The 23,750-nt window shown below is 64.0% G+C and carries 20 protein-coding genes; 9 read left to right on the top strand and 11 right to left on the bottom strand.

Going from position 1 to position 23,750, the window contains the following annotated elements:
• The first annotated feature begins 16 nt into the window (after positions 1-16).
• Positions 17-2,596: an ATP-dependent chaperone ClpB gene (gene clpB, locus NV382_RS15710; protein ID WP_260597650.1), complete on the top strand. Its 2,580-nt coding sequence runs from the start codon at positions 17-19 to the stop codon at positions 2,594-2,596.
• 51 nt (positions 2,597-2,647) lie between these two features.
• Here clpB and NV382_RS15705 read toward each other — a convergent pair whose 3' ends face one another.
• Positions 2,648-5,875 (bottom strand): TonB-dependent receptor domain-containing protein, encoded by a 3,228-nt coding sequence (locus NV382_RS15705; RefSeq protein ID WP_260597649.1) that lies wholly within the window; start codon positions 5,873-5,875, stop codon positions 2,648-2,650.
• 238 nt (positions 5,876-6,113) lie between these two features.
• On the opposite strand from NV382_RS15705, the gene NV382_RS15700 reads away from it, so the two are divergent.
• On the top strand, positions 6,114-6,650 hold the full coding sequence (locus NV382_RS15700; RefSeq protein ID WP_260597648.1) for a hypothetical protein: 537 nt from the start codon (positions 6,114-6,116) through the stop codon (positions 6,648-6,650).
• A 210-nt stretch (positions 6,651-6,860) separates the two neighbouring features.
• Here the strand turns inward: NV382_RS15700 and NV382_RS15695 are convergent, their stop codons facing one another.
• Entirely contained in the window at positions 6,861-8,096 is a 1,236-nt protein-coding gene (locus tag NV382_RS15695) for an aspartyl/asparaginyl beta-hydroxylase domain-containing protein (RefSeq protein ID WP_312026753.1), read from the bottom strand.
• A 19-nt stretch (positions 8,097-8,115) separates the two neighbouring features.
• On the opposite strand from NV382_RS15695, the gene NV382_RS15690 reads away from it, so the two are divergent.
• On the top strand, positions 8,116-9,243 hold the full coding sequence (locus NV382_RS15690; RefSeq protein WP_260597646.1) for a hypothetical protein: 1,128 nt from the start codon (positions 8,116-8,118) through the stop codon (positions 9,241-9,243).
• Between the two features lie 129 nt (positions 9,244-9,372).
• Here NV382_RS15690 and NV382_RS15685 read toward each other — a convergent pair whose 3' ends face one another.
• Positions 9,373-12,537 carry a TonB-dependent receptor domain-containing protein gene (locus NV382_RS15685; protein ID WP_260597645.1) on the bottom strand — a complete coding sequence of 1,055 codons (3,165 nt, stop codon included), beginning with the start codon at positions 12,535-12,537 and terminating at the stop codon, positions 9,373-9,375.
• A 34-nt stretch (positions 12,538-12,571) separates the two neighbouring features.
• On the opposite strand from NV382_RS15685, the gene NV382_RS15680 reads away from it, so the two are divergent.
• Complete coding sequence (locus tag NV382_RS15680; protein ID WP_260597644.1) at positions 12,572-13,099, top strand: hypothetical protein; 528 nt, start codon at positions 12,572-12,574, stop codon at positions 13,097-13,099.
• Between the two features lies 1 nt (position 13,100).
• Here NV382_RS15680 and NV382_RS15675 read toward each other — a convergent pair whose 3' ends face one another.
• From NV382_RS15675 to xseA, 3 genes are read right to left on the bottom strand one after another with little or no spacing between them, the layout of a single operon-like run.
• The gene (locus NV382_RS15675; protein WP_418066702.1) at positions 13,101-14,039 is read right to left on the bottom strand and encodes a M23 family metallopeptidase; all 939 of its coding nucleotides are present in this window, start codon (positions 14,037-14,039) and stop codon (positions 13,101-13,103) included.
• The gene (locus tag NV382_RS15670) at positions 14,036-14,239 is read right to left on the bottom strand and encodes a DUF2093 domain-containing protein (RefSeq protein WP_260597643.1); all 204 of its coding nucleotides are present in this window, start codon (positions 14,237-14,239) and stop codon (positions 14,036-14,038) included. The genes NV382_RS15675 and NV382_RS15670 overlap by 4 nt, the downstream gene beginning before the upstream one ends.
• Positions 14,240-14,251: 12 nt before the next feature.
• Entirely contained in the window at positions 14,252-15,619 is a 1,368-nt protein-coding gene (gene xseA, locus NV382_RS15665) for an exodeoxyribonuclease VII large subunit (protein WP_260597642.1), read from the bottom strand.
• Here xseA and purD point away from each other — a divergent pair.
• Both purD and NV382_RS15655 read left to right on the top strand, forming a co-directional pair.
• The gene (gene purD / locus NV382_RS15660) at positions 15,618-16,880 is read left to right on the top strand and encodes a phosphoribosylamine--glycine ligase (RefSeq protein ID WP_260597641.1); all 1,263 of its coding nucleotides are present in this window, start codon (positions 15,618-15,620) and stop codon (positions 16,878-16,880) included. The two genes, xseA and purD, sit on opposite strands and share 2 nt — an antisense overlap.
• A gap of 106 nt (positions 16,881-16,986) precedes the next feature.
• Positions 16,987-17,532: a hypothetical protein gene (locus NV382_RS15655; protein WP_260597640.1), complete on the top strand. Its 546-nt coding sequence runs from the start codon at positions 16,987-16,989 to the stop codon at positions 17,530-17,532.
• Positions 17,533-17,756: 224 nt separating this feature from the next.
• On the opposite strand, the gene NV382_RS15650 is transcribed toward NV382_RS15655, so the two are convergent.
• Complete coding sequence (locus NV382_RS15650; RefSeq protein ID WP_260597639.1) at positions 17,757-19,070, bottom strand: hemolysin family protein; 1,314 nt, start codon at positions 19,068-19,070, stop codon at positions 17,757-17,759.
• 157 nt (positions 19,071-19,227) lie between these two features.
• Here NV382_RS15650 and NV382_RS15645 point away from each other — a divergent pair, with 157 nt between their 5' ends.
• Positions 19,228-19,905, top strand: coding sequence for a YiaD family glycine zipper/OmpA-like lipoprotein (locus NV382_RS15645; RefSeq protein WP_260597638.1), 678 nt, complete (start codon positions 19,228-19,230; stop codon positions 19,903-19,905).
• Between the two features lie 156 nt (positions 19,906-20,061).
• Here the strand turns inward: NV382_RS15645 and NV382_RS15640 are convergent, their stop codons facing one another.
• The 3 genes from NV382_RS15640 to NV382_RS15630 form a co-directional block, all read right to left on the bottom strand.
• Positions 20,062-20,568: a DUF1440 domain-containing protein gene (locus NV382_RS15640; RefSeq protein ID WP_260597637.1), complete on the bottom strand. Its 507-nt coding sequence runs from the start codon at positions 20,566-20,568 to the stop codon at positions 20,062-20,064.
• Between the two features lie 64 nt (positions 20,569-20,632).
• Positions 20,633-21,082 (bottom strand): nucleoside deaminase, encoded by a 450-nt coding sequence (locus NV382_RS15635; protein WP_260597636.1) that lies wholly within the window; start codon positions 21,080-21,082, stop codon positions 20,633-20,635.
• A gap of 50 nt (positions 21,083-21,132) precedes the next feature.
• Entirely contained in the window at positions 21,133-21,408 is a 276-nt protein-coding gene (locus NV382_RS15630; protein ID WP_260597635.1) for a hypothetical protein, read from the bottom strand.
• A gap of 161 nt (positions 21,409-21,569) precedes the next feature.
• On the opposite strand from NV382_RS15630, the gene rpmB reads away from it, so the two are divergent.
• Positions 21,570-21,869 carry a 50S ribosomal protein L28 gene (gene rpmB / locus NV382_RS15625; protein WP_260597634.1) on the top strand — a complete coding sequence of 100 codons (300 nt, stop codon included), beginning with the start codon at positions 21,570-21,572 and terminating at the stop codon, positions 21,867-21,869.
• 68 nt (positions 21,870-21,937) lie between these two features.
• On the opposite strand, the gene NV382_RS15620 is transcribed toward rpmB, so the two are convergent.
• The gene (locus NV382_RS15620) at positions 21,938-22,921 is read right to left on the bottom strand and encodes an esterase-like activity of phytase family protein (protein ID WP_260597633.1); all 984 of its coding nucleotides are present in this window, start codon (positions 22,919-22,921) and stop codon (positions 21,938-21,940) included.
• A 163-nt stretch (positions 22,922-23,084) separates the two neighbouring features.
• On the opposite strand from NV382_RS15620, the gene NV382_RS15615 reads away from it, so the two are divergent.
• Positions 23,085-23,489 (top strand): glycine zipper 2TM domain-containing protein, encoded by a 405-nt coding sequence (locus NV382_RS15615; protein ID WP_260597632.1) that lies wholly within the window; start codon positions 23,085-23,087, stop codon positions 23,487-23,489.
• The last annotated feature ends 261 nt before the right edge of the window (positions 23,490-23,750 follow it).

The raw sequence follows: 23,750 nt of genomic DNA, 5'->3' as shown, positions 1-23,750 counted from the left end.
GAGGGGCGAACCACCCATGAACATCGAAAAATTCACCGACCGCGCGAAAGGCTTCCTGCAATCCGCGCAGACCGTCGCGATCCGTATGAGCCACCAGCGCATCGCGCCCGAGCATATCCTGAAGGCCTTGCTCGAGGACGAGCAGGGCATGGCCGCCGGGCTGATCACTGCCGCCGCCGGCGACGCCAAGCGCGCCGTGACCGAGACCGACCTGGCTCTGTCGAAGATCCCCGCCGTCTCCGGCGGCGGCGCGCAGCAGACGCCGGGGCTCGACAACGATGCGGTGCGCGTGCTCGACCAGGCCGAACAGATCGCGACCAAGGCGGGCGACAGCTTCGTCACCGTCGAGCGGTTGCTCGTCGCGCTGGCGCTCTCGCTCAACACGGTCGCCGGCAAGGCGCTGAAGAGCGCGGGCGTGACGCCCGAGGCGCTCAACACGGCGATCAATGAGGTGCGCAACGGCCGCACCGCCGACAGCGCCGGCGCCGAAGACAAGTTCGACGCGCTGAAGAAATTCGCCCGCGACCTGACGCAGGCGGCGCGCGACGGCAAGCTCGACCCCGTCATCGGCCGCGACGAAGAGATCCGCCGCACGATCCAGATCCTCGCCCGTCGTACCAAGAACAACCCCGTGCTGATCGGCGAACCGGGCGTGGGCAAGACCGCGATCGCCGAGGGCCTGGCGCTGCGCATCGCCAATGGCGACGTGCCCGATACGCTGAAAGGTCGCCGACTGATGTCGCTCGACATGGGGAGCCTCATCGCCGGCGCCAAATATCGCGGCGAATTCGAGGAGCGGCTGAAGGGCGTGCTCGACGAAGTGAAGGCGGCCGAGGGCGACATCATCCTGTTTATCGACGAGATGCACACATTGGTCGGCGCGGGCAAAGGCGAAGGCGCGATGGACGCGTCCAACCTGCTCAAGCCGGCGCTGGCGCGCGGCGAACTGCATTGCATCGGCGCCACCACGCTCGACGAATATCGCAAACATGTCGAGAAGGACCCGGCGCTGCAGCGGCGCTTCCAGCCGGTGTTCGCCGACGAGCCGACCGTCGAGGATACGATCTCGATCCTGCGCGGCCTGAAGGAGAAATACGAACTCCATCACGGCGTGCGCATCACCGATGGTGCGATCGTCGCCTCGGCGACTCTGTCGAACCGGTACATCACCGACCGCTTCCTGCCCGACAAGGCAATCGACCTGATGGACGAGGCCGCCAGCCGCATCCGCATGGAAGTGGAATCGAAGCCGGAAGAGATCGAGAATCTCGACCGCCGCATCATCCAGCTCAAGATCGAGCGCGAGGCGCTGAAGCGCGAAAGCGACCAGGCATCGCGCGACCGGCTGACCACGCTGGAGAGCGAGCTCGCCAATCTCGAACAATCCTCGGCCGAACTGACCACGCGCTGGCAGGCCGAGAAGGACAAGATCGCCGCCGAGGGCAAGTTGAAGGAGCAGCTCGACGCCGCCCGCCTCGAACTGGAACAGGCGCAGCGTGCCGGCGATCTCGCCAAGGCAGGCGAGCTTTCCTATGGTCGCATCCCGGACTTGCAACGCAAGCTCGACGAGGCGGCGGGTGCCGCGAAGGGCGCGATGCTGCGCGAGGAAGTAACCGCGGACGACATTGCCGGTGTCGTCAGCCGCTGGACCGGCATTCCGGTCGATCGCATGCTCGAAGGCGAGCGCGCTAAGCTGCTCGGCATGGAGGAAGCGATCGGCAAGCGCGTGATCGGCCAGCAACAGGCGGTGCGCGCGGTTTCCACCGCCGTGCGCCGCTCGCGCGCGGGGCTGCAGGAAGCCAACCGGCCACTAGGGTCGTTCCTGTTCCTCGGGCCGACGGGTGTCGGCAAGACCGAGCTAACCAAGGCGCTGGCCGAATTCCTGTTCGACGATCCAAGCGCGATGGTGCGCATCGACATGAGCGAATTCATGGAGAAGCACGCCGTCGCCCGCCTGATCGGCGCGCCTCCCGGCTATGTCGGTTACGAGGAAGGCGGCGTGCTGACCGAAGCGGTGCGCCGGCGGCCTTATCAGGTGATCCTGTTCGACGAGGTCGAGAAGGCGCACGGCGACGTGTTCAACATCCTGTTGCAGGTGCTCGACGACGGCCGGCTGACCGATGGCCAGGGGCGCACGGTTGATTTCAGCAACACGCTGATCATCCTCACGAGCAACCTCGGCAGCCAATACCTGACGGCAATGCCCGACGGTGCAGACGTCTCGACCGTCGAGCCGCAGGTGATGGACGTCGTGCGCGGCCATTTCCGCCCCGAATTCCTCAACCGCCTGGACGAGATCATCCTGTTCCACCGCCTCGGGCAAAGCGAGATGGCGCCGATCGTCGACATCCAGGTCAGCCGCATCGGCAAGCTACTCGCGGATCGCAAGATCACGCTTGATCTGACGGACGGTGCGCGGACGTGGCTAGGCCGCGTCGGCTACGATCCCGTATACGGCGCCCGCCCGCTGAAACGCGCGGTGCAGCGCTACCTTCAAGATCCGCTGGCGGACCTGATCCTGCGCGGCGACGTGAAGGACGGGACAACGGTGAAGGTGGGGGAAGGCGATGGGGAGCTGGAGCTCAGCCTGACATAAAAAAGGGGCGGACCGTAAAGGTCCGCCCCGATATTCTTATCAAAGCATAGACTAGAACTTGATACGTGCACCGGCGTAGAAACGCCGTCCAATAGCATCGTACGTTCCGGCATCTGTTTCAGCGCCCGTCGTGCTGCCCGGTAGACCGCTGATTACGGGAGGAGGAGCAGTGTCAAGCACGTTGTTCGCTCCGACGTAGAATTCGTAGTTATCGCCTGCACTGAAGCGGACCTGAGTGTCCAGATAGAAGGTCGATTTAATGCGCCCTCGACGATCCGTCGGCGAAAGATAGATATCGTTCGCAGTGGCCACGTCCTGGTTTTCAGGAAGCGCAGGATCCTGGAATTGAGTCAAGAACTGATCGTCCAGAAACGCCGGCCCAATATAGTTTCCGCGGAAAGTGACACCGACATTCTCGATATCATACGAGAACGTACCAAATACCTTGTTCCGTGAGGCACCTACTTCGTTGTTGAAGTTATCGCGCGGCTCGCCTGGCAGCGGCGTGACGTATCCTGTGAATACATGCGTCCACGCAACATTGAAGTTCACCCGACCTGGAAGTCCAACTGACGCGAGGTCAGACCTGTAGGATGCTGTGACATCGAGGCCCGACGTCTTGAGGCCGCCCGAGTTGTTGGATGTGGCATTCACGAAATCAAGCGAACCAGCGCTATTCGAGCCCGCAGCGGTAGGCCGACGCGTGATGAACTGGCAGAGACCGGCATTGGCCTGCTGATAGCATTGCTGCAGGATGAAGTTACGCGGCACGCTTACGATCGCATCGTCGATCTTGATATTAAAGTAATCGACGGTGAACGAGAAGTTGCGCAGGAAGTTGATCGACCTGGGGTTGATCACGGCACCCAGAGTGTACGAGGTACCCTTCTCAACATCGAGATTTGGATTGCTCGTGTTAAGACCGCTTACACCCTGTATGTCAGCCTGATTGAGCGTGAATGCTCCATTGGCCCCGATGTTTTCACGAACACCGGGATCAGCGCGGCACTGCGTACCAAGCGTGCCCGCGGTTGCCGCGGTCACACCCACGCAGGGGTCCAAGATGCCGGTCGGGAAGTCCTGGCCGGCACCGCCAAATAATTCGCCGATGTTCGGCGCACGAACCGATCGAGCATATACGCCGCGGAAGCGAATATCCTCCACCGGGGCCCATTCGAGATTACCGTTATAGCTAAACGTCGTCCCCACAGTCGAATATTTGGAAACACGACCTGCGCCAGTCGCCGTGAGTTCATGGAAGAACGGCTGGTTGGCAAGCAGCGGGATGCGAAGCTCACCGAAACCTTCGATGACGTCAAAGCGGCCCTCCGTATTGGCGAGCCGGTTGCCGCCGTTCAAACCAGCGTTGGTCAGCGCATCGAACGTCTGGCGTGCAGCTTCGCGACGATATTCGGTGCCCACAGAGATGCCCAAGGGGCCCGCCGGAAGATCGAATAGCGATCCGGAAACATTTGCCCCGGCAACCGACTGGCTCGTGAAGCTCGTCAACTGGCTGGGTGCGGCGATGTAGTTGACTGCAGCCTGGCTGAGGGTTCCCGCACCGTTGAACACATCCGCCGGCACACAACCTTGTGCCCGCGCATTGGCATCACGGCAGATCGCATCGGCTGTCGAACCGTTGCCATTCAGATCGAACACGTCGGTCACGACATCGAGAGCATTACGGAAGTTAAGCACGTTGACCTGCCCGCCGGAGAACTGAGACTCCTTCGTCTGGCCGTAGGTGTAATATGCCTCGTACTTGAACTTGTCGGTGATGTCACCATCGATGCCCGCCACGATACGGAACGTGTCGCGATCCGCAGTGGACCCGCGATTACCGAAGTCGTTCAAGCGTCTTGTGAATGCCAGATCGCGGAGCCCGTCGCCGCCAGCGTCAAGACGGTCGATAACGCCGTTGCCATTGGTGTCACGCGTCGGTGTGTCCAACGCCTGATTGAAAACGGCGAGCGGCACGAGTGGGTTGCGCGACAGAACGGTAGCGCCGGTGGTCGGGTTGGTGATGAAGTTCTCGATCGCGAACCGGCCGCCCGTTGCCGGGAAGATGCCGTTCACCCCGGACGAATCGAGCGGGAACGGCTCAATTTCGGTCGTTACCGAAGTTGAGGCATACGTCCCCTCGAGGAAGATGTTCGCTGCCTTGCTGATTTCATAATTGGCGCGCGTCGCGAAAAGATAACGCTCGGTGGGGATGGCGATCGTGCGGTATTGTGAACGGTTAAACCCGGTTGCGTTGCCCCCAGCCCCGTTAGTGTTTGCCGCAACCAATGCGCCCGTCACGGGATCGTACGTCCGGGTCAACCCGCCCCGCGCTGTGATGTCGCCGGGATCGGTGAAATCGCCGTCACCATTGCTATCGAAGCCTGGAATCCCCTGGACGACGCCTAGAGTACCGCGCGGATTGAAGCCCGAGTAGAATGGCGTAGTGATGGAAAAGATATCGTTGGGATCACCCGTCACGTTCGCGCCAGTGCTGGCCTGATCGATAGCGGAACGCTTGCGATCTCTTGAAAATACAGCGCCTTCCTTTGTGTAGCCAACATAGGCGATCACATTGCCGCGATCGTCCCCGAAATTGCCGCCAACCGTGAGGTTGGCTTGCTTCTCAGCGCTGTCGCCTTCCTCCGAAATGCCGAACTGACCGCCAAGCTCAACACCCTGGAAGTTCTTCTTGTAGATGATGTTGACCACGCCGGCGACGGCGTCGGAACCGTAAATTGCCGAAGCGCCGCCCGTCAGCACGTCCACGCGCTCGATGAACTGGGCAGGGATGACGTTCAGATCGACCGTTGCGGATCCCGGAATGCCAGCCACGAAACGACGCCCGTCCACCAGCACCAGCGTACGATCGGAACCTAGGTTGCGGAGATCGACAGTCGCGACGCCCGCGCTCGACGTCGAGAAGTTCGAATTGGTGCGGCTAATGCCTGGGGTACCGAATGCCGGGTTTTGCAGCAGAACACTCTGCAGGTTGGGCGTCCCAGAGTCGTCGATGTCCTTTGCATCGATGATCTGCAAGGGCGATGCGGAAATGAGTGCACGGGAAGCGATGCGCGACCCCGTGACGACAACATCCTCATTCGGAGCAGTATCGCCGATATCGCTGGTTTCGCGTTCTCCAGTCGTCTGGTCGGTGGTGCCGGCCGGCGGTGTGGAAGGAGCGTTGTTTGTAGATTGCGCAAGCAGCGGCGAGGCGACGAGCGCTCCGCCAATTAGGAAAGTTGACGCCATCAGACGCCGACGGATCGTTGCAGCCATCTTATCTTCACCCCTTAAATCGCCGTACCGCGCCCCTGTGATCGCGGCACTTGGGGACTGTCGCCGTCCCAATGACGATGGTGTAGGGCGGGAGCGAAGCACCGCGCAACGGCTGCCGTACCACGCCATTCAATCTGCATTAATGTGTAGTAATACTGCAACAGTGTTACCGTGGCCATATGCACTTGCATGTATGCGGACACCGACGGTAGACCTTGATCTAGTTAGGGAACCGTCCATGCCTATTAACAAAATCTGGTGCATGCCGCTGACATTGGCGGCGCTGGCTTGCGCTCCGGCTGCCGCTGACCAACCACCAGCTCGTTCCAAAGTAGTCGATGAGATATCGCGTTGCCGATCCGTCCTGGAGGTCACCGCGCGTGCGGCTTGCTACGACCTAGCCGTTCCTGCTTTGACGGAGAGAATAACCAACGGCACGATCGTCTTGCTTGAGAAGGGCGAGATCCAGCGGACCCGCCGCTCACTGTTCGGATTTGCTTTACCGCACCTGTCGTTTTTGGATGGAGGCCGGGAGGACAAGCCCGAAACTGTAGCTATCAAGGAGCTATCCACCACCATCGTTAGCGTTCGGGCCAGTGGGTACGGAATGTGGTCCATGACATTGGCAGAAGGCGGTACTTGGCGGACGACGGAGCCAAGTCGCACACTAATACCGCGCTCTGGCGACCCGATCTTGATCAAACGGGGTATTGTCGGTGGCTACATGGCCACGATCGGCGGGGTGCGGCAAATAAGATTGCAGCGCATCGGCTGATCGAGCCGACACTCCAATAAAGTAACAACTTACTACATGATTGTCGAAACGGCGATACGCCCTGGGTCTGAACTCTGAGCGTTAAGCGGCGCTGAGGTCAGATTGTGCGCCGCTGATTAAATTGCGTTCCAAAAGTCCTTCAGACGTTTTCGTGTGTCCCGATGCATCTTCCCGCCCGCTTTGTCAGTCGTTATCCGACCTCCAAGGCTACTAGGCGTCGGCGGCTTCAAAGAAGCCCTGCATCAAGCGCTGCTCTTTTTCACTGAGGTACGGGTTCCAAACGTCCAATATCAGGACGACACGCAATGCATCGCTGTCATTCCACGCCTCATGCTCAATCGTATCATCAAAGGCGAATGCCTCGCCTACTCGCCACGGGCGCGTGTCGCCGCCGACTCGGAACCGGCAATTCTCTGGAACGACAAGCGGCAAGTGGATGATCGCGCGAGTGTTGGTAACCCCGGTATGGGCGGGAATGTGCGCATGCGGTTTCAGGAGAGAGAAGAAGGCGGAGGGTGATTTGCCCGGAATGATGTTTTGCGGAATGCTGGCCAAAGCGTCGGCCGTTTCCGGGCATAGCGCGCATACGGGATCGTTGCGTACGCCGTATTCCCAAAGAAAACATGCGCTCCAGTCGAGCGACTGATCCAGCGAGGACCATTTGTTATCGGGGGTCCCGGCCTCCTGGCGGACATAGGGACGGATCAACGCACCGCCGTCGGCGATCAATCGAAGTGCCTCGTCGCGGATTGCGGCGGTGCGTTCCTCCAAGGCGGCAAACCAGGGAAATTGATCGCGATCGAAGAATTCGACTGCCGGCAGGAAGGGGAAATGCACACCGGCGCATTCGTTACGGTAGATCGCCCGCCGACCAAGTGCATGATCCATGCAGGCGCGGAAACGTTGCGTACCGGCCTCGTCCGCCGCCAATGCGTCACCCAGGCGACGCTCGATCGCCGCGGCAAGCACTACCGCACGCTCGGCGACATATTCATGCCCGCGTGCCAGCGTCTCAAGCAGATCGGGGCGCAGGTTGGCCATGGTCTTTGCCATGGTCAGGACGCCCTGCCATCCTTCGATCGCGGCGGAAACATTGCCGGTACGCTGGTTCAGCTCCGCCATGCGCAACTGCGCCATGAAGTTGAGACGATCCAGGTCGAGCGCGTGCATGAGGCTGACGCGCTCGCCATCGTCATTCCGCAAATGGCGATTGGCCGTGGCTAGGTTCATCCACAAGGCAGGTTCACGCGGATCCGCGGCGGCCGCGGCGGCGAAGCATTCACGCGCTCGCGCGTTGTCGCGGTCGGCGAGTGCTCGCATGCCGCGGGCATTGAGCACGCGCGGATCACTAGGGGCCAATGCCAGCGCTCGATCGATCATGCGCAATTCGTCCGCGGCGGCACCACGTTGCCGCGCCGCCGCCGCCGCGGCTATCAACTCGTTCACGCTGGTGTCCTGTCCGTCCATGTCGACGAGTAATCACATACAAGCTACAGGCGCAATCACAGGTATAAGGCCGAACCTCGGGCTTGATCAGGGCGCGCGTTCCCGCCACCAAACGGAGATGACCGCTCACCAATCAGCAGCACGATCGTTGCCCAGCACATGGCTCGCGCATCGTTATGATCCGGGGCACGACGCCATCCACTTCATCAATGCGGCCCGGCCGCTGCGCCGCACGGCGCCATTCCTGACCGACGAGCGTTTGCCGGCAGGCGAACCGATGGTGGTCACGCGGCGCGATGCGTTAGCCGTGGCGGAGCGAAGGGCCCCGATCCACTTCATCCTACATTCGGGCTATTGCTGCTCGACACTCCTCGCGAACGCGCTCGATCGTGATGGCATCGCCTCCAGTTTCAAAGAGCCGGTCATCTTAAACGACGTAGCCGGTTGGCGTCATCGCGGCGCGGCGCCAGCCCAAGTTGGTGCAGTACTGGACGACGCGTTGACCTTGCTGGCGCGACCATTCGGGACCGACGAGGCAAGTATCGTAAAGCCGTCGAACCTGCTTAACGGGCTTGCGAGCGCGATGCTGCAGCTGCGTCCTGATGCCGGGTGTCTGTTGCTCTACGCGCCGTTGCCGATCTTCCTCGGCTCGATTGCCGCCAAGGGCATGTGGGGCAGGCTATGGGTGCGCGATCTACTGGCCAAGCAGTTGAAGGATGGCATCGTCGATCTGGGTATGTCGCCCGAGGACATCTTCCTGCAAACCGACCTGCAAGTCGCCGCCGTCGGCTGGTTGGTACAACAGCAATTGTTTGCGGCGCTCGCCTCGCGTTGGCCAGACCGGGTACGTACGCTTGATAGCGAGGAGATGCTGGCACGGCCGGCAGCAGCGATCGCCGCGACCGGCAAGCTTTTTCGGTTGGCCCTTAGCGACGACGACGTTCGAGAGATTGCCGGTGGCGCGGCATTCACGCACAACGCGAAAAGCGGCGAAGCTTATTCACGCGCCGATCGCAAGGCGGCGCAGCGCGACGCGGCCGCCATCCATTCCGAAGAGATTGACCGAGTGGTGATCTGGGCACGCGCGGTTGCGGAGGCGGCTGGTATCGAACTCGTCCTGCCGCAGCCCTTACTCTTTAACTGCTGAAGGGGTTCACCCCCGTGCACGGCGCATGGCAACTCCGGAATGATGTAAGATCATCGCAATTCGGAGGATCACGCACAAAGGGGGCAGGCAATCGCCCACCCCCTTCCTACTATCAGTGCTAGTAGCGGATCAGAACTTCACGCGTGCACCCACTGTAAAGCGCCGACCCAGCGCGTCATAGGTCGATGGGAACGTATTGCCGCTGTTGAAGGTGGTCGAACCGATGTTGTTGCCGAGAAGCGGCGCACCCTTGTCGAGCAAGTTCGTCGCCGTGAGGGTGAGATCGAAATTCTCGGAGATACCGAAGCGGGTTGCCAAGTCGAACCAGTTATACGCTTTCACCCTGCGAAAATCGGCAAATGCCGGACCGTTGCTGCCGAAGTTAGCCTCGACCGCATCGAACGGTTCCTGCTTGTTGCTCGAGATATGGCGCCAAAGCAGCGACACATCGACATCACCAAACGACAGGGTCGTACGCTGATTGAAGCTGAACTTGGGTAGGATCGAGCCCGTAAAGCCACAATTGATGCTGTAATAGCCGACGCATTCGCGGTTCAGGCCACCCGGCGTGGACTGAAACTTTGACTCGAAGGTGTAGTTACCGCTGAAGTTCAGGGCCAACTGAGCGAACGATCCGAGATCGGTGCGGAAGTTGGCAGTCAGATCCAGGCCGCTGGTCTCCAAGCGCCCACTGTTGGTCGTAGGCAACTGAAGGCCTGGTGTGGTGCTGGCATCGCCGTCAAGACCGCCAGTCGCCGGATCGCGCCGGATCGACGTACAGGCAACGTCGGTGGCGCTGGCAGCCGTCAAATTACCGAAGCAAGCCCCAATGACATCGCCCGGACGCGGTGCGGTGATCGCGTTGCGCACCTTGATCTTATAGTAATCGAGCGACACCGTGAACCCGCGGACGAAAGTCGGCTGGAAAACGGCACCGACGGTGAACGTGTCGGCCTTCTCGGGACGCAGATTGACGTTACCGCTAAAGGTAGCGTTGATCTGGCTAGCCGAAGGTGGATCGATCTTTCCGATCTGGCTGGCCGGTGCACCCTGCGCGATGCAGACCGCGCGAAGGTTGGCGTTGGTGACAGCCGCAGTCCCCTGGCACGGATCGTTCTTCAGGTTCGTCAAATTGACCGAACTTGGCGCGAAGAGCTCACCGATGTTCGGCGCTCGTACCGCTCGCTGATAGTTGGCGCGCAGCTTGAGACTTTCGACCGGCTCCCAAGTGGCGGCCGCCTTGTAGGTCGTCGCATTGAAGGAGGGGCTGCCTGCAGCATCCACCTTATAGCTGGAATAGCGACCGCCCGCCTCAAGTGTGAGGCTGTGGAAGAACGGTGCGTCCGCCAGTAGCGGTATGATGATTTCTCCGAAGCCTTCGACTACGTCGTATCCGCCGGAAACTGGCGTGATCGCCCCGCCGGCGCCGCCGAGTTCACCCGGGTTCTGCGACAGCGTATCTGCAGTGATATCCGCCGTGTATTTGCGGTATTCGCTACCAATCGCCACCGAGATTGGCGCGCTTGCCGAAAACGCCGTACCAAGATCGGCCGTGATCAAACCATGCACTTGCGCCAAGGTTGTCTTGTTCGTGGAGAAGGCTGCTGCCTGCAGATACGCCGCCTGTTCCGGCGTGATGGTGCCCTGCGAGCCGAACAGATTGATCGGCACACAGCCACCGGTGGAATCGACACAGGTCGTCGCGCTGGTGGCGCGGAGTCCCTGTTGGAACCGCGAGGTCAGCGCGTACCCGGTCTGCGCCTGGGTGTTCTCGCTTTCGCCGTAGGCGCCATAGACATCATACCGGATCTTATCCGTGATGTTGCCGCGAGCGCCGGCGCGATAGTTGAACAACGTGGTCTCGTAGGTACTAACACGGCCGCCGGCTTCAGCCAAGCGACGTGACACATTGGTTGAGAATTCACGATAGTTCGGATCGTTCGGGTTGGTTGTCGCCGCCGCTGCCGCACATTGCGCCGCAGTGAGCGTCTGGACACCCTCGGCCGACTGATCAAAATCGTTATTGGCGCAGAAGGTCGCACGAGCGCCTGCAGGCAAGAAAGGATTGCTGACCGGGATCAGCAAAGGGGACGAGAAAGCGCCGGATGGAGCGATGATCGTCTGTACTTTGTTCTTCGAGAAAATGCCCTGCGTGTAGACTTCAACCGAGTCCGAAACTTCATAATGCGCCGCGCCGTACATGTTAAACCGCCGGAACGGCGTTTGGAATACGTTGTACGGGTTGAAGTTAAAGCTTGCGAACACAGGAACCAATTGGCCGGTCGCCGGATCGATGTTTTGGTTGCCCACGCCAGCTACCGAGAAGCGCGTAGGGATAGCAGTTGCCGAACCACCGGTAGATGTACCATCGAACGAATCCACCGTCTCGTTCGACGCGCGGCGTTCGCCACCCTGATATACTGGGTCTGATTCCTGGTAGCCGACGCCGAATACGGCATTGCCGCGGCCTTCGCCGAAGTTTCCGCCGACAGTCAGATCGACGCGGAACGCGTTGCCGTCACCGCGCTCGGTCAGGCTCTCGCTTGCCTGCAGATCGACGCCGGCGAAATCGCGCTTGGTGATGAAGTTGACCACGCCCGACACTGCATCGGCGCCGTAGGTGGTGCTCGCACCGCCGGTCAGCACGTCGACACGCTCGATCAGCGCAACCGGGATGACGTTGAGATCGACCGCGCCGTCCAGGTTGGCAGGCGTGATACGCGTGCCATCGAGCAGGACGATGTTGCGGTTCGCGCCGAGGCCGCGAAGATCGACGAAGGAGGCGCCTTCGTTGCCGTTATTGGCCGACGATCCGACGTTCGATGCGACGCCCGGAATTTCGCGCAGCAGCTGTTCGGCGTTGAACGTCTGGCGAAGCTGGATTTCGTCCTCGGTCACGACATTGACCGGGCTGGACTGAACCAGATTCGGATTGCGGAACAGCGAACCCGTCACGACGATGTCGGCGCCAGCTTCCTCGGCAGGCGCGTTGTCCTGCGGGGTGACGCTCTCAACCGGCTGGGTTTGCGCCAAGACGGGAGCGGCGATCGTCCCCGCGCCGATCAGCAGCGTGGAGCAAAGCAAGCGCGCACGAAAAACATTCTTCATAATGAACCCCTTTCCGGCTTCGTTGAGCCGTTCGTCTTTCCGCCACCCCGGACGGGCGGATAATGGGCGCACGTGTAACGATTGCCGCGCCCCTGCTGCAACGCGGAATCCGGTTTCGCGCAGCTTTCCGAAACAATGTGACACAAAAAACACATGGCTCGTTCGGCAACTTGCATCGCACCACATACAGACGATACGAAGAACCCAAAGGAGCCGTTACATGCCTGTTCGTCGATCGCTATCTCTTGCCTGTTTGGCAACCTTGATAGGAGCGTCGCAGGCGGTCGCCGGTGGCAAGCAAGACGACGGCACTGCTGCGAAAATAGTGGACGAAATCACATCGTGCCTCACGATTGCGAACAACATCGAGCGGCTGGCCTGCTTCGATCGCACGGCAAGGGTTCTTGCCGCCGCGCGCGATAAACGCGACATCGTCGTGCTGGACCGCGAGCAGGTGCGCAAGACGAACCGTTCAGTGTTCGGTTTTGTGATGCCACAATTGAAACTGTTCGGCAGCGAGGGTGAGTCCGACGAGATCAAGCAGCTGGATTCGACCGTCAAGGACTTTAACGATTTGGGCTATGGTCGCTACCGGCTGTCTCTTGCCGACGGATCGATTTGGGAAACGACGGCGGTGATGCGCTTCATGCCACGCAAGGGCGATCCAATCACGATCAAGGCAGGTATCTTGGGCGCCTATCACGCCACGACGCGGGGTCGATCGACTGCCATTAAGCGGGTGCGCTAGCTCACATCGCCGGCATCGCCCCCGCCAGCAGCAACGGGTCCAGCCGCGCTTCGCGCCATTTCATCCCCCAGTGAAGATGCGGCCCGGTAGCCCGGCCGCTCCGCCCAACCGCGCCGATCAGTTGGCCGCGCACGACGCGGTCGCCCACCCGCACGTCCATGCGCGAGAGATGCAGGAAGGCGCTGCTCAGCCCCATGCCGTGGTCGATCATCAGCAGATTGCCCTCGAGCGTAAAGGGATGATCGGCGGCCAGGATGACGACGCCGTCGGCGGGCGCCACCACTGGCGTGCCGGTGGCGCGGGCGATGTCGAGACCCGAATGGTACGACCCTGCCTCGCCATTCTTGTAGATCCGCTGCGACCCGAACAGCGTCGAGATGCGGCCCGTGGTCGGCCACAGGAAGCTTTGCCGCCAGCCTGACGATTCCACAGGGGTGCGGCGGGCAGCGGTGATCTGCGCGAGTTCGGCCGGTCGCACGCGGGCGAACTCCGCCTCCGGGACCGGGTATTTGGGCAGCGAATTGAGGCGCGAGATATCCCAGGCGCGTGGCGCGATGCTCAGCATGTCGCGGATCTCGCGGCCGTCCGCCAGGGTGGCGAGCAATGTGGCGGCGGGCGGCGCGTCGCGGTCGAAGGCGATCAGGAAGCGGCCGTCTTGCGCCACCGGAACCGCCATGCCGTCGAGCGTGAGGCGGCGGGTGCCGGCAGGTGCCGTGCCGATCACGACACCACCCTGCACGCGCTGGCCGCTATAGCCGAAGGTAATCGGCCCGGGGGGGACAGGTCGTGGCGCAACCATGCTGGCCCGCTCGGCCGGTTCGGCCCGGTGGGGCGGCGCGGATGCAGGGGCGACGCAACCCGCAAGCGATATCAACGATGCGGCAATGATATCCTTGCGCAGCACCCGGCCCGCGCCGGGGTGCGCCGGGGAAAGGGTCAATGCGGCAGGCTCATCTGCCTGGTAGCGATCTCGGCACTGGCATAGGCTTCCTGCGCCGCGACGCTCCAGTAGCGCAGTTCCTCCAGCGGGATGCGGTCACCGCTGACCGCGCAGGTGACATGATCGCCCGGCGCCAGCACGCGAAAGCCGTTGGCCATGTAGTGGAGCCGCGCGGGGCGGTCGGTGTTCGACATCAACATGGGCAATTCCGGCTAGAGCAGGGTCGGCTGGTCGACCACGGGCTTGTCATAGGTCTTGGCACCGGCGCGCTCAACCCGGGCGTCCACGGCGCCGTCGCGGAAGTGGAGCGTCACGGCGCCCGCGCCGCGTGCCGCCGCCGCCGTCGACACGATCGTGCCGCCCGGGCGGGCGGAGACGCGGACATAGCCGCGGTCGAGCAACTTGTCCGGATTGAGCGATTCGACCAGCCGCCACGTACCGTCCAGCCGATCGCGCGCCGCGGTCAACTGCCGCTCCAGCACCGACAGGCGCAGTGCCCCGCCGGTGCGATCGAGCAGGCCGCGCGCCTGGCCGACGCGCCGCTCCAGCCCGCGGTCGAGCCGCGCGCCGACATCGTCGGCGCGCTGGCGTTGCGGCCCGAGCAGTGCATCGCGCTTGGGCAGCACCCGGACCAATGCCTCCAGCCGCTCCTGCGATCGGTCGTGATAGCGCCGCGCACAACGCTCGGTGCGCTGCGCGAAACTATCGAGCGTCAGGCGCAGGTCGGCGAGCACCGGCACCGCCATCTCGGCCGCGGCCGTCGGCGTCGGCGCGCGCAGGTCGGCGGCGAAATCGCACAAGGTGGTGTCGGTCTCGTGCCCGACGGCAGAGATGATCGGGATGCTGCAGGCAGCAACCGCGCGCACCACGACTTCCTCGTTGAACGCCCACAGATCCTCGATCGAACCACCACCCCGCGCGACGATCACCAGATCGGGGCGGCTGTCGGGCGGCATCGCGTCGAACCCGGCAATCGCGGCGGCCACTGCCTGCGCGGCGCCGTCTCCCTGCACCTTGACCGGCCAGACCAGCACATGGGTGGGGCAGCGATCCTCCAGCCGGTGCAGGATATCGCGAATCACCGCGCCCGTCGGCGAGGTGACCACGCCGATTGTGCGCGGCAAGAACGGCAGGCGCTTCTTGGCCGCGCCGTCGAACAGCCCCTCGCCTGCCAGCTTGGCCTTCAGCTTCTCGAGCAGCGCCATCAGCGCGCCTTCACCGGCCAGTTCCATCCGGTCGATGATGATCTGGTATTTGGAACGACCGGGATAGGTGGTGATCTTGCCCGTCGCGATCACCTCGATCCCGTCCTGCGGCTGGAACGGCAGCTGCGCCACCTGCCCTTTCCAGATCACGCCGTCGATCACCGCGCTGTCGTCCTTGAGGCTGAGATAGGCGTGGCCCGAGGCGACACGCTTATAGCCCGATATCTCGCCGCGCAGCCGGACATGGCCGAACTCGCCCTCCACCACGCGCTTCAACTTCTGCGCGAGTTCGCCGACGCCCATCGCGGCGGAATTGTCGCCGGGCATCTCCTCGGCTATTAGCCGGTGATTGGTATCGAAAAAGGGGTCGGCCATGAATGTCCTGTTGATCGGCTCCGGGGGCCGGGAACATGCGCTTGCCTGGCGGCTGGCGCAATCGCCGGGGTGCACGAAACTGTTTGCAGCACCAGGCAATCCGGGGATCGCCGAGCATGCCGATTTGGTGTTGCTGGACGTCGCGGACCATGCGGCAGTGCTCGATTTCTGTCGTGAACAGGCGATCGGCTTGGTCGTTATCGGCCCGGAAGCGCCGCTCGTGGACGGGCTGGCGGACAGTCTTCGTGCCGATGGGGTACCGGTGTTCGGGCCGGGCAAGGCGGCAGCCCAGCTCGAAGGGTCGAAGGGCTTTACCAAGGATCTGTGCGCCAGCGCGCGCATACCGACGGCCGGATACGTCCGCGTCACCGATCGTGCCGAGGCGCTGGCCAGGCTCAACGCCTTCCCGCTGCCGGTCGTGATCAAGGCCGATGGGCTGGCCGCCGGCAAGGGCGTGACGGTGGCGATGAGCCGCGACGAGGCGGAGCGCGCGATCGGCGAGATCTTCGACGGCGGCGGCGAGGCAGTGATCGAGGAGTTCATGGACGGCGAGGAAGTCAGCCTGTTCGTGCTGACGGACGGCACCGCGCTGATGCCGTTTGGCACCGCGCAGGATCACAAGCGCGTCGGCGACGGCGACACCGGGCCGAATACCGGCGGCATGGGGGCCTACAGCCCGGCGCCGGTGCTGACGCCGGCTTTGGAACAGCGCGCTATCGACGAGATCGTCGCGCCCACCGTGGCGGCCATGGCGACGGCAGGCACGCCGTTTTCGGGCGTGCTGTATGCCGGGCTGATGCTGACCGCCGACGGCCCCAAGCTGATCGAATATAATGCGCGGTTCGGGGATCCCGAATGCCAGGTGCTGATGATGCGCTACCGCGGCGACCTGCTGGCATTGCTGCTGGCGGTGGCGGAGGGCCGGCTAGGCGAGCAGCCGGCGCCGGACTTCTCGGGCGACACGGCGCTGACGGTGGTGATGGCCGCGCACGGCTATCCCGGCGCGCCGGACAAGGGCGGCACGATCGGCGGCATCGCGCGTGCCGAGGCGACGGGTGCGCGCGTGTTCCAGGCCGGCACCGCGCTGCAGGATGGCGCGTTGGTGGCAAGCGGCGGGCGCGTGCTGGCGATAACCGCGGTGGCGACGACGATCGCCGCGGCGCAGCAGGCCGCTTACGCCGCCGTCGCGCAAATCGATTTTCCCTCCGGCTTCAACCGCAGCGACATCGGCTGGCGCGAGGTCGCGCGACAGGCCGAATAAGCTATTGTGATGGTGCGAAAAGTACGGAGCCGTATCGTTGCACCGATAGTTGATAACCGAACCGGCTTCATGCGGCGACCGCCGGCGCGCATCACGGAGTAAGCGAGTGACCCCTTATGGCAGCGACATGATGCCGTTCACGATCGCGCAATTCGTCCTGATCGGCGTGTTCGCGCTGCTGGCGGTTGCGGCCATCCTGTATGGCATGAAGCTGAAGCGGCGGCGCACCACCGCGCAGGAGGAGATCGAGGAGCATCGCGAAGCCGCGGACGCGCCACGCGTGGCGCCGGCCGAGGCTGTGCCGGAGGCCGCTTTAGTGCCGCCGCCCGTGGCCGAACCAGTGCCTGTCGCGCCGATGCCGCCGCTGGACGATCAACCTGCCGTCGCCACGCCCCCTGCCCCTGCTCCCTTGGCATCGGACATCATGCAGTTGAAAGGCCTCGGCCCCAAGCTTGCGGCAACACTCGCCGGGCTCGGCATCACCCGCGTCGAGCAGATTGCGGCGATGAGCCCGGCCGAACTCGATGCGCTCGACGCGCAGCTCGGCACCTTCCGCGGCCGCCCGGCGCGCGACCGGTGGGCGGAGCAGGCGCGGTTGCTGGTGGCAGGCGACAAGTCCGGGTATGAGGCGGCGTTCGGCAAGCTCGGTTGAGCGCTGGTTGAAGAACAAGAAGCTGCCCACACGCTGCTCCCCGGCGAAGGCCGGGGCCCCGGCGGACAGGTCAGCGAAACCGAGCGCAGCACCAACCACCCACGTTCTACTACTGGGCCCCGGCCTTCGCCGGGGAACAGCGTGTGGTGGGCACCACGATCTAGAGTGCTTCTCGTGAGTAGTGGATAGCCAGCAACCGTCGATCGCCCGCCACAGCCTAGGCCTCAACCCGCCTTCGTCACCGCACTGACCAGCAACTTGTCGATCCGCCGCCCGTCGAGATCGACGATCTCGAACTTCCAGCCCTGCTGCACGAAGCTTTCGCCCTCGCCCGGCAAGTGGCGGAACACGGCAAGCGCCAAGCCGGCGACGGTCGCGTAATCGCGGTCCTCGGGCAGGTCGATGCCGAGCCGTTCGGCGAGCGAATCGACCGCCATCTGGCCGGACACCAGCAGCGAGCCATCGTCGCGCTCCACCACCGACGGGCTGTCCTCGGGATTGCTGTCCGAGGCGAACTCGCCGGCAATCGCGGCGAGCAGGTCGGTCGGCGTGACGATGCCTTCGAAATGGCCATATTCGTCGTGCAGCAGCGCCATCGGCACCTCGGCTTGGCGCAGCGCGATCAGCGCGTCCATCGCGTCGAGCTGATCGAGCACGACCGGCGCCTGCCGCATCAAGGCGCGCAGATCGAGCGCCTGCCCGCCGAGCAGTGCCGCGGCGATGTCGCGCGCCTGCACCACGCCGATCACCGCATCGACCGATCCCTCCGCCACCGGCAGGCGGCTATGCTGCGCGGCGAGCAAGGCGGCGCGGATACCGTCTGCATCCAGCGCGACATCGATCCACACGATGTCGGTGCGCGGCGTCATCACCTCGCGCACCGGCCGGTCCGCCAGGCGCACCACGCCCGAAATGATCGAACGCTCATGCTCCTCGATCACGCCGGACTTGGATGCCTCGGCGACGATCAGGTGCAGTTCCTCCGCCGTCACGTGATCCTCGGTCTCGCGCTGCAGCCGCATCAGCCGGAACAGCAAGGCGCTGGTCGAATCGAGCACCACGACGACCGGCGCCGTCCCCCACGCGAGCCAGCGCATCGGTTCGGCCATGAAGGCGGCGATCGGTTCCGGCGCGCGCAGCGCGATCTGCTTGGGCACGAGTTCGCCGATGATCAGCGAGGCGTAGGTGGTGACGCCGATGACCAAAGCGAAGCCGACCGTGCTGGTCGCCTCGGCCGACAGACCCAGCCAGCCCAGCCGTGCCGCGACCGGCGCGCCGAGGCTCGCGCCCGAATAGGCGCCGGCCAGGATACCGATCAGCGTGATGCCGATCTGGACCGTCGACAGGAACTTGCCGGGATCAGCGGCGAGCAGCATCGCGGCCCGCGCGCCGCGTTTGCCGGCACGTGCCATCGCCTCCATCCGCGCCTTGCGCGCCGAGACGATCGCGAGTTCGGACATCGCGAACACACCGTTCAACGCGACCAGCGCGAGGATGATCGCTACGTCGATCCAGGGAAAGGGGGGAAGCGGTGCCATGTCGCTGTGCACTTCCTTGCCGCACATCGCAGGCGCGCACAACCGGCATGCGCGAAGATACGGTCAAATCGCTGCCGGAACAATCATCGGCGAGCACGAGTTATCGGGCTGTTCAAAGGGGGCGCGTGCGACGGCGCCGTATACAAGGAGTAATCTGATGCGATCTTCCAAGCTGATGATCGGTGCCGCTCTGGCCGCATTGATGACGACCAGCGCGTGCGTCACCGATCCCGAGACGGGCCAGCGCACGATCTCCAAGGCGGCGATCGGCGGCATTGGCGGCGCGCTCGGCGGGTATCTGCTCGGCGACATCGTTGGCGGGCGCAACGATCGCACGGCCAAGATCGTCGGCGCAGGCCTCGGCGGCATCGCCGGTGCCGGGATCGGCGCGTATATGGACAAGCAGGAACGCGACCTGCGCGCGCGCACCGCGGGCACCGACGTGCAGGTCATCCGCCAGGGCGACGATCTGATCCTCAACATCCCGTCGGGCATCAACTTCGCCTATAACAGCGCGGCGGTCGCGCCGAACTTCCAGCGCACGCTGGATCAGGTGTCGAGCGTCCTCGGCCAGTATAACGAGACCTATGTCGACGTGTACGGCCACACCGATTCGACCGGCAGCGACGATTACAACCAGGGCCTGTCCGAGCGGCGCGCGATCTCGGTCGCCGATTACCTGTCCGGCCACGGCGTGCAGGCCGCCCGCATCGCCACCCGCGGCTTTGGCGAATCGCAGCCGATCGCGTCGAACGACACGCCCGAGGGACAGGCGGCAAACCGCCGCGTGGAAATCAAGATCGTACCGATCTCGCAGGACGATCTGCGCCGCTGATCTGGCACACGTGCTGTTCCCCGGCGAAGGCCGGGGTCCAGGCGGACAGGTCGATGTAAACGGCCGCCGCGTGCGCCATACATGTTCCACTACTGGGCCTCGGCTTTGCCAGGGAACAGCAGTGTTTGCTGCGCTAGAAGTAACCGACCCTGATCATCACGCCCGCAGCAAAGCGGCCACCTGGCGGCGGGCGAGTTCGGCGACGCTCCCGAACACCAGGTGCGAGGCATAGGAAAACAGATTGCCCTGCACGCCGGCCTTCCACGGCGCTTGCCCCAGCCCGAGCGCCGGCACCGCAGTCTCGTCCAGCACCGTCGCCGTGACGATCCCGAAGGCGGTACCCATGCCGGTCGTCACGCTCGGGCGGAACTCGGCCGCGACGCCGTAGGCGACGCCCAGCCCGATCCCCAACGCATAGTGCATCGCCTGGCCGGCCAACGGCTTGTCGGTCGCATCAAGCGTGCGCCCCGTAAGCGCCTGGGCAACACCGTCGGCGGCCTTTTCCGTCGCCGGCTCCGACGCGCCATCATCACCGCCGGGCGACGACAATGAAGCGGCGGCGGACTGGAACGCGTCCATCACGAACGACGCAGCTATCCCAGCGACCAGACCCGCCAGCGCACCGCGCAGCACTTTGCGACCCTTATTGTCATTCTGGTCCATCATCATTCCCGTTCATGGTGCCTTGGACACCGAACGAGCCGCGGCACGTGAGGTTTCGTCACCATCACCGACGCGCTGCGAAGAACTCCCTGAGCAACCGCGCCGCTTCCTCCTCACCGATCCCGGCATACACTTCGGGTCGGTGGTGGCAGGTCGGCTGCGCGAAGAAGCGGGGTCCGTGCGCGACCGCACCACCCTTGGCGTCCTCCGCACCGTAATACAGCCGCGCGATGCGCGCATGGGCGATGGCGCCGGCGCACATCGCACAGGGCTCCAGCGTGACCCACAGGTCGCACGCCTCCAGCCGGTCGCTGCCGAGCACCTGCGCGGCCGCACGGATCGCCAGCATCTCGGCATGCGCGGTCGGGTCGTGCAGTGTGCGCGGAGCATTGGCGGCGGTGGCGATGATCTCGCCACCGCGCATCACCACCGCGCCGACCGGCACTTCGCCGGCAAGTGCGGCGCGGCGCGCGGCATCGAGCGCGGCGCGCATCGGAGCGGGCATCGGGAACATGGATTCGATCCTTGCCCAGTGATGCCCGTCGGCGCGACCCTTATCGCGGTTTATTGCGCGGTCGAATTGCCTTCCGGGCGGTTGAGGTGGACGGTCGGCACGCTGATCGTCTTCTCGGTGGTGCCGACAGTCGGCACGTCGACCGTCTTGTTCTCGGTCCCGACCGAGATCGTCGCCATGTCCGCCTTGACCTTGGGCGCCTCGCCGCCCTGCACATGGACGCTGGGCAAGGTGCCGGCCGTGGTATTGAGTTTCAGCAAGCCGACCGACATCAGGCCGACGACGACGAGGGCGGCAAGCCCGATCAGGATCAACAGCGCGCGCATTTCATTCTCCGCCAAAAATCGAGCCGTGCCCGTTGGAGGAGACATGTCGCGCCTGTTGCTGCGCGCGTAAAGCCTGAATCGGTTGACGCCCTGTCCCGATCGGGCTATCCGCGCCGCCTTTCAGGGACACGGTTCGTGTCCGAAATTCAGGATTAGCGAACATGTCGCGTATTTGCGAGCTGACCGGCAAGGGCCGGATGGTGGGTAACAACGTTTCCCACGCCAACAACAAGACCAAGCGCACCTTCCTGCCCAACCTGCAGAACGTGACTTTGATGTCGGAAGCGCTGGAGACCAGCGTGAAGCTGCGCGTCTCGACGCACGGCCTGCGTTCGGTCGAGCATGTCGGCGGCCTCGACAATTGGCTGGTCAAGACGACCGACGACAAGCTGTCGCTGCGCGCACGCCGGCTGAAGCGCGACGTGCGCAAGAAGCTCGGCACGAGCGTCGCTGCCGCCTAAATCCGCTTGACGGTTCGGCTGTCACGGCCCGCGCCTCAGCCGAGGCGCGGGCCGATGCCGTTTGTGGCTCAGCGATCTTCCAGGCGGAACTTGAGCAGCAGCGTGCGTTCCATCCACGACTGATTATCGTCGGATACGATCCACAGGACCGTGCGATTGCCCTCGCGCACGATCGCGACACCCTCGAAATTGTCATGGATCAATGGCGCGGCCAGCGTTGCGATCTCGGTGCCCTTGATCAGCCGCCCGGGTCGGATCGCCGCGGGATCGACGATCGTCAGCTTGGCCGAAAAGCTGAACGGCAGCGCGAAGCGTCGGTTGAGCACGAGGATACGTCCATCCGGCAACAGCGCCGCGTCGCTCGGTTCGTAATGCCGCGGCGGCAGGTAGCCGAAGCGCCAGCCGCGCCTCGGGTATAGCGTCGGATCGCCCGCAAAGCGGATCGCCACCTTGCCCGCGCGCGCGCGCCATTCGGTCGATTCGGCAAAGACGATCGTCGCGCCGTCGGCCAGCCGCGCCATCGCCTCTGCGCCGCCATTTTCATCCCAGCGCTTCATCGCCGGCGGCGCCGAATGGCGACGCACGCGGGCCAACGCCGCGTCGTAGCGCCAGATCTCGTCGCTATTCTCGAACCCGACCAGCACGTCGCCGGTCGCAGGATCGGTGGTCAGCGATTCGCTGTCGCGCTCGCGCTTGCGCCAGCCGGTGCCGGGGCCTGCCGGCAGCTCGGCGAAGCTGGGTGCGCTCACCCGCCCGTGCCCATCCATGCGGAACCGTGCGATGTTGCCGCCATCGCTCAGCAGCATGAAGCGATCGCCCTCGACCTTGAGCGCGGAGAAGCCGCCAAAGGTCGGGTCGGGACTGGTCAGCCGCACCCCGCCCAGGAAGGTCAGCCGCCCGGTACGGCGGCGCGCAGGGTCGTTGGGGTCGAGTGCCACGCGTTCGGCATGGATCACGGCCCTGGTACCGAGTAGCATCAGACGCGGTTCGCCGGACCATTGCGGCACGGCGACGAAGACGAGCAGGATCGACAGCGGGATAGGCAGGCGCACGCGCCCTCATAGCGGCGATCCGCGGCGGGGCCAGCGACTTGCGCTGGATGAACGCGCGATAACAGGCGCATTCAGGCAGCGCTCAATGCGACTCGGGCATAGCTGTCGTCATCGAGGAAGGACCACTGGTTCGGACTCGCACAAGAACCACAGGAGAAAGCCCGTGTTCAAGAAACTCACGCTCGCCGTTACCGCCCTTGCCATGGGTTCTGCCGCCCTGGTCACCGCGACGCCTGCTTCGGCACAGCGCTACGACCGCGGCTACAGCCAGTATGACAATGGCTATCGCGGCGACTATCGCCAGAACCGCCGCGACTATCGCGATGGTCGCGGCTACCGTGACGGCCGCGGCTATGACGACCGCCGCTATTACCGCAACAACCGCCGCAACCGGGGGTGCGACTCGACCGGCGGCACCGTGATCGGCGCGATCGCCGGCGGGTTGCTCGGCAACACCGTGGCAGGACGTGGCGATCGCACGCTGGGCGCGGTGCTCGGCGCCGGTGCCGGCGCGCTGGCCGGCCGCGCCATCGATCGCTCGGACGATCCGCGGTACTGCCGCAGGTAAGTGCGGCCACGCCCGCACGGTGCTTGGCGTAGCCCAAGCATAGCGCGGCACGGCCGGCGGGGTCGCCTCGAACAGGCGACCCCGACCGACGGCGGCTTTGCCGCCGTCCGCCCCCAAGAGCTTGCGTACCCCTCGCGTTGCCTATCGAGGTAGAGGCCGGTCCCCGTTGTACTGGGGGCCGGCCTTTTTTTGGCCCTGCGCGACCACTCGACGTCACCCCGGACTTGTTCGGCAACTGTTCCTTTCAAACATGATTTGTCA

Source organism: Sphingomonas endolithica (assembly GCF_025231525.1).
GTDB lineage: Bacteria > Pseudomonadota > Alphaproteobacteria > Sphingomonadales > Sphingomonadaceae > Sphingomonas > Sphingomonas endolithica.
This window is presented reverse-complemented; position numbering and strand designations above follow the sequence as displayed.

What these genes read in the sequence shown, in the direction of transcription:
- clpB (WP_260597650.1), top strand. Translation starts at nt 17, where the DNA reads ATGAACATCGAAAAATTCACCGACCGCGCGAAAGGCTTCCTGCAATCC.
- NV382_RS15705 (WP_260597649.1), bottom strand. Translation starts at nt 5,875, where the DNA reads ATGGCTGCAACGATCCGTCGGCGTCTGATGGCGTCAACTTTCCTAATT.
- NV382_RS15700 (WP_260597648.1), top strand. Translation starts at nt 6,114, where the DNA reads ATGCCTATTAACAAAATCTGGTGCATGCCGCTGACATTGGCGGCGCTG.
- NV382_RS15690 (WP_260597646.1), top strand. Translation starts at nt 8,116, where the DNA reads ATGTCGACGAGTAATCACATACAAGCTACAGGCGCAATCACAGGTATA.
- NV382_RS15685 (WP_260597645.1), bottom strand. Translation starts at nt 12,537, where the DNA reads ATGTGGTGCGATGCAAGTTGCCGAACGAGCCATGTGTTTTTTGTGTCA.
- NV382_RS15680 (WP_260597644.1), top strand. Translation starts at nt 12,572, where the DNA reads ATGCCTGTTCGTCGATCGCTATCTCTTGCCTGTTTGGCAACCTTGATA.
- NV382_RS15670 (WP_260597643.1), bottom strand. Translation starts at nt 14,239, where the DNA reads ATGTTGATGTCGAACACCGACCGCCCCGCGCGGCTCCACTACATGGCC.
- purD (WP_260597641.1), top strand. Translation starts at nt 15,618, where the DNA reads ATGAATGTCCTGTTGATCGGCTCCGGGGGCCGGGAACATGCGCTTGCC.
- xseA (WP_260597642.1), bottom strand. Translation starts at nt 15,619, where the DNA reads ATGGCCGACCCCTTTTTCGATACCAATCACCGGCTAATAGCCGAGGAG.
- NV382_RS15650 (WP_260597639.1), bottom strand. Translation starts at nt 19,070, where the DNA reads ATGGCACCGCTTCCCCCCTTTCCCTGGATCGACGTAGCGATCATCCTC.
- NV382_RS15645 (WP_260597638.1), top strand. Translation starts at nt 19,228, where the DNA reads ATGCGATCTTCCAAGCTGATGATCGGTGCCGCTCTGGCCGCATTGATG.
- NV382_RS15640 (WP_260597637.1), bottom strand. Translation starts at nt 20,568, where the DNA reads ATGGACCAGAATGACAATAAGGGTCGCAAAGTGCTGCGCGGTGCGCTG.
- NV382_RS15635 (WP_260597636.1), bottom strand. Translation starts at nt 21,082, where the DNA reads ATGTTCCCGATGCCCGCTCCGATGCGCGCCGCGCTCGATGCCGCGCGC.
- NV382_RS15630 (WP_260597635.1), bottom strand. Translation starts at nt 21,408, where the DNA reads ATGCGCGCGCTGTTGATCCTGATCGGGCTTGCCGCCCTCGTCGTCGTC.
- rpmB (WP_260597634.1), top strand. Translation starts at nt 21,570, where the DNA reads ATGTCGCGTATTTGCGAGCTGACCGGCAAGGGCCGGATGGTGGGTAAC.